This window comes from Intestinimonas sp. HCP28S3_D6, from assembly GCF_052065695.1.
GTDB lineage: Bacteria > Bacillota > Clostridia > Oscillospirales > Oscillospiraceae > Intestinimonas.
The window spans coordinates 15,391-30,633 of sequence record NZ_JBQHTM010000015.1 but is presented as its reverse complement, the minus strand read 5'-3'; the positions used below and the strand labels follow the sequence as shown (position 1 = coordinate 30,633).

Annotated in this window: 13 protein-coding genes; 10 read left to right on the top strand and 3 right to left on the bottom strand. The window is 62.1% G+C overall.

What is annotated here, in order from left to right:
• Positions 1–117: 117 nt before the first annotated feature.
• Positions 118–594 (top strand): hypothetical protein, encoded by a 477-nt coding sequence (locus ACTNBK_RS06860; RefSeq protein WP_441144767.1) that lies wholly within the window; start codon positions 118–120, stop codon positions 592–594.
• Positions 595–637: 43 nt separating this feature from the next.
• Here the strand turns inward: ACTNBK_RS06860 and ACTNBK_RS06855 are convergent, their stop codons facing one another.
• Positions 638–1,603, bottom strand: coding sequence for an alpha/beta hydrolase (locus ACTNBK_RS06855; protein ID WP_441144765.1), 966 nt, complete (start codon positions 1,601–1,603; stop codon positions 638–640).
• Between the two features lie 190 nt (positions 1,604–1,793).
• Between ACTNBK_RS06855 and ACTNBK_RS06850 the strand changes: the two genes are divergently transcribed.
• The 9 genes from ACTNBK_RS06850 to argF all read left to right on the top strand — a co-directional run bounded on the left by ACTNBK_RS06850 (position 1,794) and on the right by argF (position 11,975).
• Positions 1,794–3,095, top strand: a complete 1,302-nt coding sequence (locus ACTNBK_RS06850; protein ID WP_441144830.1) for a hypothetical protein — start codon at positions 1,794–1,796, stop codon at positions 3,093–3,095.
• A gap of 21 nt (positions 3,096–3,116) precedes the next feature.
• Positions 3,117–3,821 (top strand): DUF6320 domain-containing protein, encoded by a 705-nt coding sequence (locus ACTNBK_RS06845; protein ID WP_441144763.1) that lies wholly within the window; start codon positions 3,117–3,119, stop codon positions 3,819–3,821.
• A 188-nt stretch (positions 3,822–4,009) separates the two neighbouring features.
• Positions 4,010–5,236 carry an argininosuccinate synthase gene (locus ACTNBK_RS06840; protein WP_441144761.1) on the top strand — a complete coding sequence of 409 codons (1,227 nt, stop codon included), beginning with the start codon at positions 4,010–4,012 and terminating at the stop codon, positions 5,234–5,236.
• Positions 5,237–5,335: 99 nt separating this feature from the next.
• Positions 5,336–6,721: an argininosuccinate lyase gene (gene argH / locus ACTNBK_RS06835; protein ID WP_441144759.1), complete on the top strand. Its 1,386-nt coding sequence runs from the start codon at positions 5,336–5,338 to the stop codon at positions 6,719–6,721.
• Positions 6,718–7,656, top strand: coding sequence for an N-acetyl-gamma-glutamyl-phosphate reductase (argC, locus tag ACTNBK_RS06830; RefSeq protein WP_441144757.1), 939 nt, complete (start codon positions 6,718–6,720; stop codon positions 7,654–7,656). Before argH ends, argC begins: the two co-directional genes overlap by 4 nt.
• A 19-nt stretch (positions 7,657–7,675) precedes the next feature.
• Positions 7,676–8,938, top strand: a complete 1,263-nt coding sequence (gene argJ / locus ACTNBK_RS06825) for a bifunctional glutamate N-acetyltransferase/amino-acid acetyltransferase ArgJ (RefSeq protein ID WP_441144755.1) — start codon at positions 7,676–7,678, stop codon at positions 8,936–8,938.
• Between the two features lie 33 nt (positions 8,939–8,971).
• Positions 8,972–9,829, top strand: coding sequence for an acetylglutamate kinase (argB, locus tag ACTNBK_RS06820; protein ID WP_441144753.1), 858 nt, complete (start codon positions 8,972–8,974; stop codon positions 9,827–9,829).
• A gap of 9 nt (positions 9,830–9,838) precedes the next feature.
• Positions 9,839–11,014: an aminotransferase class III-fold pyridoxal phosphate-dependent enzyme gene (locus ACTNBK_RS06815; RefSeq protein WP_441144751.1), complete on the top strand. Its 1,176-nt coding sequence runs from the start codon at positions 9,839–9,841 to the stop codon at positions 11,012–11,014.
• Positions 11,015–11,054: 40 nt separating this feature from the next.
• Positions 11,055–11,975, top strand: coding sequence for an ornithine carbamoyltransferase (gene argF / locus ACTNBK_RS06810; RefSeq protein ID WP_441144749.1), 921 nt, complete (start codon positions 11,055–11,057; stop codon positions 11,973–11,975).
• Between the two features lie 116 nt (positions 11,976–12,091).
• Here argF and ACTNBK_RS06805 read toward each other — a convergent pair whose 3' ends face one another.
• Both ACTNBK_RS06805 and pheT read right to left on the bottom strand, forming a co-directional pair.
• Positions 12,092–12,340: an IreB family regulatory phosphoprotein gene (locus tag ACTNBK_RS06805; RefSeq protein WP_294512083.1), complete on the bottom strand. Its 249-nt coding sequence runs from the start codon at positions 12,338–12,340 to the stop codon at positions 12,092–12,094.
• Between the two features lie 158 nt (positions 12,341–12,498).
• On the bottom strand, positions 12,499–15,189 hold the full coding sequence (gene pheT, locus ACTNBK_RS06800) for a phenylalanine--tRNA ligase subunit beta (RefSeq protein WP_441144747.1): 2,691 nt from the start codon (positions 15,187–15,189) through the stop codon (positions 12,499–12,501).
• Between the last annotated feature and the right edge of the window lie 54 nt (positions 15,190–15,243).

Genomic DNA, 15,243 nt, shown 5'->3' with positions numbered 1-15,243 from the left:
ACAGCGTACTTAATCAAAAAACAGGGCGGCGTACTTGGTACACCGCCCTGTTTTTTTCTCTTGACAGAGATGCCGGGCTTGGGTATGCTGGAACAAATGAAAAAAAGGAGCAACGACATGGAACACCACCACGAGCACTGCGGCTGTGGTTGCGGACACGACCACAGCCATGAGCACCATCATGAGCATCACGGTGAGCACGCCCACCGGCAGGGAGAACTCACCTCGGCCCAGGCCGCCTTTCTCCACGAGCTGGAGCAACACCACTACCTGCCTCTGGCCCGGTTCCTGATGGAGAGCACGGCGGAGGACGACTTCTCCGCCGTGGCTCTCTCGCCGGTCTACCTGCTTAGTCCTGAGGACACCATGGAGCAGGTGAAGGAGATGGGGGCGCTGCTGCTGGATGTGGAACGCCGGGGTTGGATCACCCTGGACTATGGATATGCTCTGGAGGGCTATCCCTATGAGGAGTACCGGACCTCTGAGTTGTACGCCTACTTCTGCCGCACGGTGGAGGAGGCCAAGGGCCGGCCGGGCTTTCTGGGGGACACCCCGGTGCTGGAGCTGGGAAGCATTGCCCCGGCGGAGGGATAAAGCAGACGGGAGGCCGCGCGATGCGCGGCCTCCCGTTTTTGTATCAGTCCAGCTCCAGCAGGAACTGGCCGATGTGATTCATGGCCTGAGAGGCTTTTTTCATGGGGAACATCTGGAAAACATGCCACATGTCGGGCCAGACCTCCAGTCGGCAGGGAGTGCCGGCCTGGACCAGCCGGTCCCGGAGCCGCACCGAGTCGGAGAGCAGGATCTCATTGGTGCCGGCCTGGATGAGAACAGGTGGGAGCCGCCGCAGATCCCCGAAGAGGGGGGAGAGCAGGGGGGCGGACAGGTCCTGGCCGGGGGCGTACACTCCCCGGACGGCCTGGATATAGTCCATGGTGAGCATGGGGTCGTCGTCCCGGTGCTCTTGGTAGGACTTTCCGCTGGCCGTCATGTCGGTCCAGGGGGAGAGGAGGACCAGCCGCCGGGGGAGGAGGCGTCCGGCGTCCCGGAGGAGCATGGCCAAGACAAGGGCCAGGTTGCCGCCGGCCGAGTCGCCGGCCACCACCACGTCCCGGGCACCGTAGCCCAGGTGCATCAGGTAGTCCCAGGCCTTCATGGCGTCCTCCAGGGGGGCGGGGTAGGTGTGCTCGGGGGCCAGACGGTACTCAAAGGCCAGCACCTCATAGCCGGTGACGCCGGCCAGCTTAGCGGCCAAGATGCGGGCATAGCCCAGGTTTCCGCTGGTATATCCGCCGCCGTGGCAGTATAGAATGACATGGCGCCTGTCGTGGCCACGCTCCGGCCGCACCCAGGCGGCGGGCATACCCCGGAGGTCGAAGGGCTCCCAGCTCATGCCCAGCATGGGGGCCACCAGGCGTCCCAGCAGCTCCTGGCCCTTGCGCTGGCGGTCCAGGTCGCCCGGGTCCATGGAGTCAGGGGAGGTGGCGGAGTGGATGGCCTTGAGGGCACCCATGACGGCATTGGTGCGCCTTTGCTCTGCGGTCTGCCGTGCCTCGGGGGAGAGGGGGGACAGATGTTTGCGCTTTTTTTCTTTCTGTTCCATAAAAACTCCTGACTGTGCGGCGGAGACGATGCTTCCGCCATATGAGATGCGGTGAAAAAGGATTCTTTTCTCATCTTACAGGATATTCCCCCGGATTGCAAGGGCGTGGGGTTTATAGTATAATGATACCTGCTGACTTTCGTTGGGGGTTTCTGGTCCCCGGGCGCATAGAGGAAGGGGCTGTTTGGCTGTGCCGAAAAAGAAGAAGACGGAGTGGTACCGCCTGGATAACGCCGCCATGATGTACTCCGCCATCCAGAAGGAGAACTACTCCGCCATCTACCGGTTCTCGGCGGTGATGACGGAGCTGGTGGACCCCGCCGCCCTTCAGCGGGCCATCGACCGGACCATGCCCCGATTCCCCGGCTTCCGGGTCCACATCAAGCGTGGTTTTTTCTGGTACTACTTTGAGCCCAACGATGCCCCTGGTCCCTTTGTGAAGGAGGACATGAGCAATCCCTGCCAGCCGGTGCGCTTCCGGGAGGATGATGGTTGGCTCATCCGTTTTTTTTACTACGGACACCGCATCTCTTTAGAGGTATTCCACGCACTGGCCGACGGGGCGGGAGCGCTCACCCTATTCCGTACCCTGCTGGCGGTCTACCTGCGGGAGCTGGGTCACCAGATCCCCAATACCGGCGGTATTTTGGATGTGGACGAGCCGCCCTCCCAGGAGGAGCAGGAGGATTCCTATTTCCGCTATGCCAAGTCCCGGGTGCGCCGGGGCATGGGGGAGAGCAAGGCCTATCAGAACAACGGCACACCGGAGCCCTTCTACACCCTCAATGTCACCATGGGTCTGGTACCCCTGGACAAGCTCCGGGAGGTGGCCAAGGGCTACGGCGCCTCGGTGACGGAGTACCTCTCCGCGGTTCTCATCGAATCCATCCTGGCCAAGCAGCGCCGGGAGGGCCGCCGCCGGGAGCTGCCGGTGGCCCTGGCGGTTCCCATTAACCTGCGACCTCACTTTCCCTCCCGCACCCTGCGCAACTTCATCCTGACGGTGCGGCCAGTCATCGACCCGGAGTTGGGGGACTACACCTTTCCGGAGATCGTCTCCCAAGTCCACCACCACATGCGCCTGCACATCAGCCGCCAGGAGATGCAGGCGGTCATCACCCGGAACGTGATGCTCCAGAAGAACAAGCTGCTCCAGCTGGTGCCGGCGCCGGTGAAGAATCTCACCATGGCCATCAGCTATAAGCTGGTGGGCTGCCGGCCCTATTCCACAACCTACACCAACCCCGGCGCCTTCAAGGTCCCGCCGGAGATGGAGCCCCATATCCAGCGCATGGAGGTCATTCTGGGCCAGTCCTACACCCCGCGGAGCAATTGCGCCTCCATCAGCTACGGAAACACCATGGAGATCACCTTTGCCGGTACGGTGAAGGAATCCGACGTGGAGCGGGACTTCTTCCGTCACCTGGTGCGGGAGGGTATCCATGTGAAGGTCATATCCAACCGCCAGGGACCGGAACCGCCGGCTCGCTGAAGGCACAGGGAGGAGATACGAATGTCATACTGCGTCAACTGCGGGGTAGAGCTGGACCCCACCGCCAGCGCCTGCCCGCTGTGCCAGACCCCGGTGGTCAACCCCCGGCAGCCGGTGGACACCGAGCTGCCGCCCCCCTTCCCCAGCCGGCGGGAGGAGGTGCAGCCGGTGAATAAGCTGGAGCTGGCCCTGCTGCTCTCAGCTATGCTGGGCTCGGTGGCGGTGGTCTGCGGGTTGCTCAACCTCTTTTTTCTCCACTCCAGCCGCCCCTGGTCCCTCTACGTCATCGGCGCGGCAGTGATGCTGTGGATCTGGCTGGTGCCGCCCCTCCTCTTTCGGGGTATGCCCCTGTGGGTCCGGCTGGGCCTGGATGCCTGCGCCGTGGGAGTGTACGTCTACCTTATCTCCATCGACCTTCACGGCCTACGGTGGTATCTGGGGCTGGCCCTGCCTATTATCCTCACTGGTGGTGCCATTATGGTGGCATTGGGGCTGATTCTCAGCCGGGGGCGGTCTATCCTTACCAGTGTTACCCTCATCATTGGTGCCATCGGCCTTTTTGTTATGAGCGTTGAACTCTACGTGGACCACTGGCTCCGTCAGGATTATGTGCCCGGTTGGTCTCTGGTGGTGGCCGCCGTGTGTGTGGCTCTCATCATTCCCTTGGTCATCGTCCGCCGCCGTCCGGCACTTCGGGACGAGGTGCGCCGGCGGTTCCACATGTAGCTCAAATGGGTGGAGGAAGCGTATAAACATTAGGGATATGCATTATATAACGCATATTATGCATATTGATGTGAGAATGTACGAGAAAACAGGGAGGCAATTCGCATATTTATGCGAATTGCCTCTTGCATTTTCTTTGAGGAAGTGGTACACTGTGTCCAACATCGAAAGACATGGAGGCGTTCACCATGACAGATCATAAGGACATCAAGAAAGTCGTACTCGCCTATTCCGGCGGCTTGGATACATCCATCATCATCCCCTGGCTGAAGGAGAACTACAACAACTGCGAGGTCATCGCCGTCTCCGGCGACGTGGGTCAGGGCACCGAGCTGGACGGCCTGGAGGAGAAGGCCATCAAGACCGGCGCCTCCAAGCTCTACGTAGAGGACCTCACCGATGAGATGGTGGATGAGGTCATCATTCCCTCCATGAAGATGGGGGCCAAGTACGAGCAGTACCTGCTGGGCACCGCCTTTGCCCGGCCCATCATTGCCAAGCGGCTGGTGGAGATCGCCAAGAAGGAGGGGGCCGACGCCATCTGCCACGGCTGCACCGGCAAGGGCAACGACCAGGTCCGGTTCGAGCTGGCCATCAAGCGCTTCGCCCCGGAGATGAAGATTATCGCCCCCTGGCGGGAGTGGGACATCAAGGGCCGGGAAGAGGAGATCGACTATGCCGAGGCGCACAACATCCCCCTGAAGATCAGCCGGGAGACCAACTACTCCAAGGACAAGAACCTGTGGCACCTCTCCCACGAGGGCCTGGACCTGGAGGACCCCTCCAACGAGCCCCTGTATGAGAAGGAAGGCTTTTTGGAGATGGGCGTGAGCCCCATCGCCGCTCCGGACAAGCCCACCTACGTCACGCTGGAGTTTGTTAAGGGCGTGCCCGTGGCCATTGACGGGGAGAAGATGAAGGCCAGCGACATCATCCGCAAGCTCAACAAGCTGGGCGGTGAGAACGGCATCGGCCTGCTGGATATCGTGGAGAACCGGCTGGTGGGCATGAAGGACCGGGGCGTGTACGAGACCCCCGGCGGCACCATCCTCTACCACGCCCACGAGGTGCTGGAGATGATCACCATCGACAAGGATACCGCCCACATGAAGGCCAAGCTGGCGGTGGACTTTGCTGATCTGGTCTATAACGGCAAGTGGTTCACCCCCCTGCGGGAGGCTCTGAGCGCCTTTGCCGACAAGACCCAGGAGCACGTCACCGGCACCGTGAAGCTCAAGCTCTACAAGGGCAACATCATCAACGCCGGCGTCACCTCTCCCGAGACCCTCTACTCCGAGGATCTGGTCACCTTCGAGGAGAGCGACTACAACCAGGACGACGCCACCGGCTTCATCAACCTGTGGGGCCTGCCGGATACCGTCCAGGCGCTGCGGGAGCAGGGTAAGCTGAAATAAACAGTGGCGAGCTGAAATCAGAAACGGACAAAGAGGGACGCCGCGCCGGCCAGCGGACCGGTACGGCGTCCCTATCCCCATACATAAGGAGCGAAGGATATGAAACTTTGGGCTGGACGCTTCCAGAAGGAGACCGACACCGCGGTCAACGACTTCAACTCCTCCATCAGCTTTGACGCGCGGCTCTACAAGGAGGACATCGCCGGTTCCATCGCCCACGCCGCCATGTTGGGCAAGCAGGGCATCATCGAGGAGCACGAGGCGGAGAAGATCATCGAGGGTCTGAAGGCCATTCTGGCCGACATCGAAACCGACAAGGTGGAATTCTCCGAGGAGAATGAAGACATCCACATGAACATCGAGAGTGAGCTCACCTCCCGCATCGGGGACACGGGCAAGCGCCTCCACACCGCCCGGAGCCGGAACGACCAGGTGGCGGTGGACTTCCGCCTCTATGTAAAGAAGGAGATTCCCGTCATCATAGGCATGGTGCTGGACCTAGAAAAGATTTTGGTCAAGAAGGCCCAGGCCAACTTGGATACCGTCATGCCGGGCTACACCCACCTCCAGCGGGCTCAGCCCACCACCTTCGCCCACTACATGATGGCCTATGCCAACATGCTCAAGCGGGATGTGACCCGGCTGGAGGATTGCCTGGAGCGGATGGATGAGTGCCCCTTGGGGGCCGGCGCTCTGGCCACCTCCACCTATCCTGTGGACCGGTTCCAGACTGCCGCCGCCCTGGGTTTCCAGAAGCCCACCGACAACTCCCTGGATTCCGTGTCAGACCGTGATTTCGCCATTGAGTTCACCTCGGCCCTGTCCATCCTCATGATGCACCTGTCCCGGTTCTCTGAGGAGATCATCCTCTGGTGCTCCTGGGAGTTCAAGTTCGTGGAGTTGGACGACGCCTACTCCACCGGCTCGTCCATCATGCCACAGAAGAAGAACCCCGACGTGGCCGAGCTGGTCCGGGGTAAGACGGGCCGAGTGTACGGCTCCCTCATCACCCTCCTCACCATCATGAAGGGCCTGCCTCTGGCCTACAACAAGGACATGCAGGAGGACAAGGAGCCCGTCTTTGACGCCATCGATACCGTGGAACAGTGCCTGCCCGTGTTCGCCGCCATGGTGGACACCCTCACCGTCAAGAGCAAGAACATGCAGAAGGCCGCTGCCGGTGGCTTCATCAACGCCACCGACTGCGCCGACTACCTGGTGAAGAAGGGTCTCCCGTTCCGGGACGCCTATATGATCGTGGGCCGACTGGTCCACATGTGCATCAAGACCGGCGAGACCCTGGACACCCTGCCCCTGAAGGACTTCCAGTCGGTATCCGGCGCCTTCGGCCCCGATGTGTACCAGGCCTTGGAGCTCAAGACCTGTGTGAGCGGCCGGAAGGTCTACGGTGGCCCCGCCCCCGACTCTGTCAAGACCCAGATCGAGCACATCCAGCAGTTCGTGGAGGCGCGTGAGAAGAAATGAAACCCAAGGTTTATATCGACGGCCAGGAAGGGACCACAGGTCTCCAGATCTACGAGCGGCTGGGGGGACGGGAGGACATCGAGCTCCTCCTCATCGATCCTGACAAGCGGAAAGACTTGACAGAACGGAAGAAGCTCCTCAACGCCGCCGATCTCTGCTTCCTGTGCCTGCCCGACGCCGCCGCCGTGGAGGCGGTGGGCCTCATTGAAAACGAAAAGACCAAGGTCATCGACGCCTCCACCGCCCACCGGACGGCGGAGAGCTGGACCTACGGCTTTCCGGAGCTGCTGGCCGGACAGCGCCAGCGCGTGAAGTTTGCCAAGCGGGTGGCCAATCCCGGCTGCCACGCCACCGGCTTTCTGGCCTCCGCCGCCCCGCTGACCGCCATGGGGGTCCTGCCCAAGGACGCCGCTGTCACCTGCTTCTCCCTCACCGGCTACTCCGGCGGCGGCAAGAAGATGATCGCCGACTATGAGAATGGCGAGAAAGCGGAATCCCTTTACAGCCCTAGAATTTACGGCACCAACCTCCGCCACAAGCACTTGCCCGAGATGAAGGCCTACGCCGGTCTCACCCAGGCCCCTGTCTTCTGCCCGGTGGTGGACGACTATTACAAGGGCATGGCCACCACCCTGATGCTGCCGGCCTCCCTGTTGCCTGGCCACCCCACGGCGGAGGACGTCAGCGAGATGCTGGCCCGGTACTATGAGGGAGAGGCCCTGGTGCAGGTGCGGCCCTATCAGAGGGAGAGTACCTTCCTGGCGGCCAACACCATGGCGGGGAAGGATAGCCTGGAGCTGGTGGTCTCTGGCCATGAGGAGCAGATCATCGTGACCGCCCTCTTTGACAATCTGGGCAAGGGCGCCTCCGGCGCGGCGGTCCAGAATATGAACCTGATGCTGGGCTTCCCCGAGACCACGGGGCTGGCCCTGTGATGACAAGGAGTTGTGTGATATGAAACAGATCTCCGGCGGCGTGGCCGCCCCCAAGGGATTTACCGCCTCTGGCGTCCACTGCGGCGTGAAGAAAGGGAAGGGGGACGGCAACCAGCCCCCCATGAGCAAGAAACCCGAGGTGCTGGAGGGCAAGAAGGACCTGGCACTCATCGTCTCTGAGCAGCCCTGCACCGCTGCGGCGGTCTACACCATGAACCGGGTGAAGGCAGCGCCGCTGTACGTCACCATGGACCACCTGGAAAACGGCGAAGCCCAGGCCATCGTGGCCAACTCCGGCAACGCCAACGCCTGCGCCCCCAACAGTCATGAGCACGCCGAGGAGATGTGCGAGCTGGCCGCCCAGGCCACCGGCCTGAAGGCCAGCGACTTCGTGGTGGCCTCTACCGGCGTCATCGGCCAAGAGCTCAACATCGCCGCCATACAGGCCGGTCTGCCCGCCTGCGCCGCCGCCCTTTCCAAGGATGGCTCCGACGCCGCGGCCAACGCCATCATGACCACTGATACGGTGAAGAAAGAGCTGGCGGTGACCTGTTCCATCGGGGGCAAGACGGTGACCATCGGCGCCATCGCCAAGGGCTCCGGCATGATTCACCCCAACATGGGCACCATGCTGTGTTTCGTCACCACTGACTGCGCCATCACCCACGAGATGCTTTCCGACGCCCTCCACGAGATTGTCCCCCGCACATTCAACCGGGTGACCATCGATGGAGATACCTCCACCAACGATATGTGTGTGGTGCTAGCCAACGGCATGGCGGAGAACCCCCTCATCGAGTGGAAGGACGACGGCTATACCGTTTTCTACAAGACCCTTTACAGCGTCTTTGAGCAGATGGCCCGCTCTATTGCTGCCGACGGCGAGGGCGCCAGCAAGCTCATCACCTGCACCGTGGGCAAGGCCCGCAGTGAGGAGGCCGCCGAGCGTCTGGCCAAGGCGGTGGTAGGCTCTTCCCTGGTGAAGGCCGCCATGTTCGGCTCTGACGCCAACTGGGGCCGGGTCCTCTGCGCTATGGGCTACTCCAAGGCTCCCTTCCGCCCCGAGTTCGTGGATGTGAAGTTCTCCTCCGCCGTAGGGGAGATCCTGGTATGTCAGCATGGCGCCGGGGTGGACTTCGACGAGGAGGCCGCCAAGAGCATCCTCAGCCAGGACGAGGTGATCATCGACGTGGACCTCAACGAGGGTGAGCACCAGGCCACCTGCTGGGGCTGTGATCTTACCTACGACTATGTGAAGATCAACGGGGACTACCGGACCTGATAGGTCCGGCGCTTCCCATGGAGGTTTTGTAAAATGTCCGATTTCCCTGTGGCGCAGCGGGCCCAGGTCCTGGCCGAGGCCCTGCCCTACATTCAGAAATACTACGGCAAGACCATCGTAGTCAAATACGGTGGCAACGCCATGATCTCCGAGGAGCTCCGACAGGCCGTCATCAGCGACATCATCCTCCTCCACCTGGTGGGTATCCAGGTGGTGGTGGTCCACGGCGGCGGCCCGGAGATCTCCGCCATGCTCAAGAAGATCGGCAAGGAGTCCAAGTTCGTGGACGGCCTGCGCTATACCGACACCGAGACCATGGAGGTGGTCCAGCAGGTGCTGTGCGGCAAGGTGAACAAGGACCTGGTGGCTACCCTCAACGCCATGGGCGGCCGGGCTCTGGGCCTGTGCGGCATGGACGCCGGCCTCTTCCAGGCTAAAAAGCTGGATGAGAAGTACGGCCTGGTGGGGGAGATGGTCCAGGTGGACCCCGCCATCGTCAACGACGCCCTCTCCGACGGCTATATCCCCGTGGTGTCCACCGTGGCCCAGGGGGTGGACGGGGAAACGGCCTACAATATCAATGCCGATACCGCCGCCGCCAAGCTGGCGGTGGCCCTAGGGGCGGAGAAACTCATCCTCCTCACCGACGTCCGGGGTCTCTTGCTAGATCCCAAGGATGAGTCCACCCTCCTGCCGGTGGTGGAGCTCTCCAAGGTGCCCGGCCTCATCAAGGACGGGGTCATCCAGGGGGGTATGATCCCCAAGGTGGACTGCTGTGTGGAGGCGGTGCGCTCCGGCGTAAAGAATGCCGTCATTCTGGACGGCCGCATTCCCCACTCCATTCTCATCGAGCTGCTGTCCAACGAGGGCATCGGCACCATGCTGCTGTGAGGTGACACCATGGATTTTCAGACCATCAAAGCCCGGGATGACCAGTATGTGATGCATACGTACAACCGCTTCCCGGTAGACATTGACCACGGCAAAAACGCCACCCTCTGGAGCGCCGAGGGCAAGGAGTATATCGACTTTACCTCCGGCATCGGCGTCAACTCCGTGGGCGTGGCCAACCCCAAGTGGGTGGACGCTGTGGCTGTCCAGGCGGCCAAGCTGGGACACATGTCCAACCTGTTCTACACCCAGCCCTGCGGGGCCCTGGCCGAGCGGCTGTGCCGCCGAGCCGGGATGTCGACGGCCTTCTTTGCCAACTCCGGCGCCGAGTCCAACGAGGGCCTTATCAAGCTGGCCCGGAAGTACTCCTTTGACAAGTACGGGAAGGGGAGGGGGACCATCCTCACCCTGACCAACTCCTTCCACGGCCGGACGGTGACCACCCTGTCCGCCACCGGCCAGGAGGTGTTCCACAACTATTTCTTCCCCTTCACCGACGGCTTCCGCCACGCCGAGCCCACCATGGACGGCATCGCCCAGGTCTCCGGCCACGACGTCTGCGCCGTCATGCTGGAGCTCATCCAGGGGGAGAGCGGCGTGTGGCCCCTGGAGCAGTCCTTCATCCACGATCTGGCCGTCCTCTGCGCCGAGCGGGACTGGCTGCTGCTGGTGGACGAGGTCCAGACCGGCATCGGCCGCACCGGTACCCTGTTCTGCTACCAGCAGTACGGCATCCTGCCCGACGCCGTCTCCTTTGCCAAGGGTATCGCCGGCGGCCTGCCCTTCGGTGGTTTCCTGGTGGGGGAGAAGTGCCGGAACGTGTTGGGCCCCGGCACCCACGCCACCACCTTCGGCGGCAATCCCATCTGTGCCGCTGCCGCCTTGGCCACCCTGGACATCCTCAGCGAGGAGATGATGGGGGAGATCACCGACAAGGGAAACTACCTCCGCAGCGCCATCGAGGCCATGGACCTGCCCTGCCTGGGCAAGACCCGGGGGCTGGGTCTGATGATCGGCATAGAGGTCAAGCCGGGCCAGACCAACCGGGATGTGGCCATGAAGCTCATGGATAACGGCCTGCTGGTGCTGACGGCGGGCCCCGCCCTGCGGCTGCTGCCGCCGCTGGCCATCACCAAGGACGAGATGGACAAGGGCCTTGCCATCATGAAGCAGACCCTTTCGTAAGACAGAAAAGACGAGAGAAGTTAGGATGAGGTGATCGAAGATGAAAAAAGACCTGCTCAAGCTGCTGGACCTGACCCGTGAGGACATTACCAAGATCCTGGATGTGGCCGACCAGATGAAGTATAACCAGAAGCACGGCCTGCCCCATGACTGCTTGAAGGGCAAGACCCTGGCCATGATTTTTGAGAAAAACTCCACCCGGACCCGTGTGTCCTTTGAGGTGGGGACCTACCAGATGGGCGGTCACGCCCTCTTCCTCTCCGGCAAGGAGAGCCAGATCGGCCGGGGCGAGCCCATCGCCGATACCGCCCGGGTGCTCAGCCGCTACTGCGACGGCATCATGATCCGCACCTATGCCCAGGCTGAGGTGGAGGAGCTGGCCAAGTACGCCACCATCCCCGTCATCAACGGCCTCACCGACTTCGCTCACCCCTGCCAGGTGTTGGCCGACCTGATGACCGTCCGGGAGAAGATGACCCGATTGGAGGGCCTGAAGCTGTGCTTTATCGGTGACGGCAACAACATGGCCAACTCCCTCATCGTGGGCGGTCTGAAGTGCGGCATGGATGTGTCCGTGGCCTGCCCCGAGGGCTATGATCCTGATCCGAAGGTGCTGGACTTCGCCAAGACCGTCACCGACGCCAAGTTCACCCTGTGCCGGGACCCCAAGGAGGCCGTGGCTGGGGCCGATGTGGTCATCACCGACGTGTGGGCCTCCATGGGCCAGGAGGAGGAGGCTCAGAAGCGCCGACTGGCCTTTGAGGGGATTTATCAGGTCAACGCCGATCTCATGGCCCTGGCTCACCCCGGCGCCATGGTGCAGCATTGCCTGCCCGCCCACCGGGGGGAGGAGATCACCGCCGAGGTCTTTGAGGCCCACGCCGACGAGATCTTCGAGGAGGCTGAGAACCGCCTCCACGCCCAGAAGGCCGTGCTCAGCCTGCTGATGGGCGACAACTGATATAAAAACCCCGTTCCGGTGCGCTGCGGAGTACCGGAACGGGGTTTTCTATCTTGGATCAAACAATAAAAAAGGTGCCTGCGTGGTCACACGCAGGCACCTTTTCCATCTGCTTGTCAGCTCGCAAGATATTTCTTCACCAGCTCCTGGAGCAGCTCGTCCCGGTCCAGCTTGCGGATCAGGGAGCGGGCGTTGTTGTAGTTGGTGATATAGGTGGGGTCCTCGGACAGGATGTAACCGACGATCTGGTTGATGGGGTTGTATCCCTTCTCCTGGAGGGCGTTGTAGACGGCGGTCAGAATGGCCTTGATCTCCTCGTCCCGGTCCTCATTGAGGCTGAATTTGCGTGTGAAATCGATCTCCATGTCGGAAACACCTCCCGTTTGGTGTGATAATGGGGATGAGCATACAAAATATAGTATATCTTGCTCATCACGGATGTTCTTATTGTACTCGAAATGGCTCCGGGTGTAAAGGGGTGGGGGCGAATTTTTATGAAGATTTAAGGGTTCGCTGCCAGCCGTCAGCGCAGGACGGCACCCAGCTCCTTCTCCAGGGTCTCCAGGATACTCTTTACGTCGGCATCGGCCTCCTCGGCGGTGAGGGAGCGGTCGTCGGCCCGGAGCACCAGATTGAAGGCCACAGACTTCTTGCCCTCGGGAATACCCTTGCCCCGGTAGATGTCGAAGAGGGTGACGTCCTTCAGAAGACCCTTGGCGCCCTTGCGAATGCAGTCCTCCAGCGCGCCCACGGTGACGGCCTCGCCGCACACCACGGCGATATCACGGGTGACGGCGGGGAACTTGGGCAGGGGGACGTACTCGGGGTCGGCGCCCTTGGCGGCCATCAGATCGTTGAGCTCCAGCTCGGCGCAGTAGAACTCGGCATCCACACCGTAGTTCTTGGATACCAGGGGGTGGATCTGGCCCAGCACGCCGATGCGGCGCTCGCCGGCGTACACGTCGGCTACCCGGCCGGGGTGGTAGGAGGGATTGGCCACGGTGGGCACCTGGAAACGGACGTCAGTCACGCGCAGGTCCTTCAGAATGGCCTCTACGGCTCCCTTTAGAGCAAAGAAGTCCATATCGTCGCCGTAGGCGCCCATGGAGAGGACCTTGTTCTCCACAGCCAGACCGTCCTCGCCGCCGGGCAGGTAGATGCGGCCCACCTCGTAGAGCTTCACGTTCTGGTTGCGGTAGTTGTAGTTGCGGGTCAGGATCTCCAGCATGGAGGGGAGGACGGTGGTGCGCATGATGGAGGTGTCCTCGCCCAGGGGGTTGAGGATCTTGAAGGACTCCCGGCGGGGATCGTCGGCACACCAGCGGATCTTGTCGTAGCAGGTGGGGGAGATGAAGGAGTAGGTGATGATCTCATCGTAGCCCATGGCCCGGCACATGCCGCCCAGCTGCCGCTCCAGCTTCTCCTCCTCGGAGAAGCCGCCCAGAGTGGTCTGGCCCCGCATGAGGGTGACGGGGATGTTGTTGTAGCCGTGGAAACGGGCCACCTCCTCGGCCAGGTCGGCCATGCCGATGACGTCACCGCGCCAGGAGGGGACAGTGACCTGATCGCCTTCCACGCCGAAGTCCAGCTTCTTCAGGATGCGGACCATCTCGTCGGTGGCGATATCGGTGCCTAGCAGGCCGTTGATACGGTCGGGCTCCAGCTTGAGGACCCGGGGCTGGGGCACGTAGTTGAGAATGTCGATGGTGCCGGGAAGGACTTCGCCGGCGCCCAGCAACTCCACCAGCTCACAGGCCCGGTCCACGGCGGGGAGGGTATTCATGGGGTCCAGGCCCTTTTCAAACTTGGCGGAGGCTTCGGTGCGCATGCCCAGGGCCAGGGCGCCCTTGCGGATGCAGGTGCCATCAAAGCAGGCGGATTCAAAGACCACGTCGACAGTGTCGTCCACGATCTCGCTGTTCAGACCGCCCATGATGCCGGCCAGGCCCACGGCCCGGTGCTCATCGGCGATGACCAGGTGGTTGGCGTTGAGCACGTGCTCCTTGCCGTCCAGGGTGGTGAGATGCTCGCCCTCCTGGGCCCGGCGGACGATGATCTTGCCGCCCTTCACATAGCGGTAGTCGAAGGCGTGCATGGGCTGGCCGTACTCTAGCATGACATAGTTGGTGATGTCCACGATGTTGTTGATGGGGCGCACGCCCATGGCGCGGAGCCGCTCCCGCATCCACTTGGGGGAGGGGGCGATCTTCACGTTGCGCACCATCCGGGCGGTGTACCGGGGCACCAGGTCGCTGGCGGGGGTCTCCACGTCCAGCAGGTCCACCAAGGAGCCCTCACCCTCGGCCTTCACCACGGGGGTGTGGAGGTTCAGGGGGGCGTCGTAGGTGGCAGCCACCTCCCGGGCCAGACCAATGACGGAGAGACAGTCGGGCCGGTTGGGAGTGATTTCGAACTCCACCACGGAGTCGTCTACACCGATGACGGGCTTGATGTCGTCGCCGGGCTTGCAGTCCTCATTGAGGATGAAAATGCCGTCGGGTATGCAGTGGGGGAACTCAGCCTGCTGCGCCCGCAGGTCGGTGAGGGTGCAGATGTGATCCTTCTTGGAATCCAGAGCCACCAGGTCTCCAATATGGAGGTTGGGGCAGGTGGTGGAGACAGTGCAGGTCTTGTCCCCAGCGTCCAGGGTTACGTTGTAGGTGGAGTAGGCAGTGGTGACCACTTCGGTGACCTTAGCGCAGACCACGCTGCCGAAGATCTTGTGGCCGGGCTGAATGTCAGCGGGGATGGAGGGCTTGTCCTTGTCCAGGGGGTGGTAGTCGTTGAGCAGGGCAGCGGGGTCGATGACAGCATAGGGGAAGTCACGCTCCTCCAGGCCCAGCTCGGAGAGGCCGCACATCATGCCATTGGAGACCTCGCCCCGGAGCTTGCCCTTTTCGATCTTCACGCCGCCGGGCAGGGTGGACTTGTGGAGGGCAGCGGGGACCAGGTCGCCCACGTGGACGTTCCAGGCGCCGGTGACGATCTGGATGGGCTCCTCCTTACCTACGTCGATCTGGCAGATCCACATGTGGTCGGAGTTGGGGTGGCGCTCCATGGAGAGGACGCGACCCACCACTACGTTGGAGATCTCGGCGCCCAGGTCGGTGGTGATCTCCACCTTGGAGCCGGAGAGCGTCATGGCCTCGGCGAAGTCCCGGTCACCGGCGTCCACGGTGACGAACTCGCGCAGCCATTTACGAGACAGATTCATATATGAAAACTCCCTTATTGCTTATTGATTTTGTAGGGACGGCCTGGGGCCGCC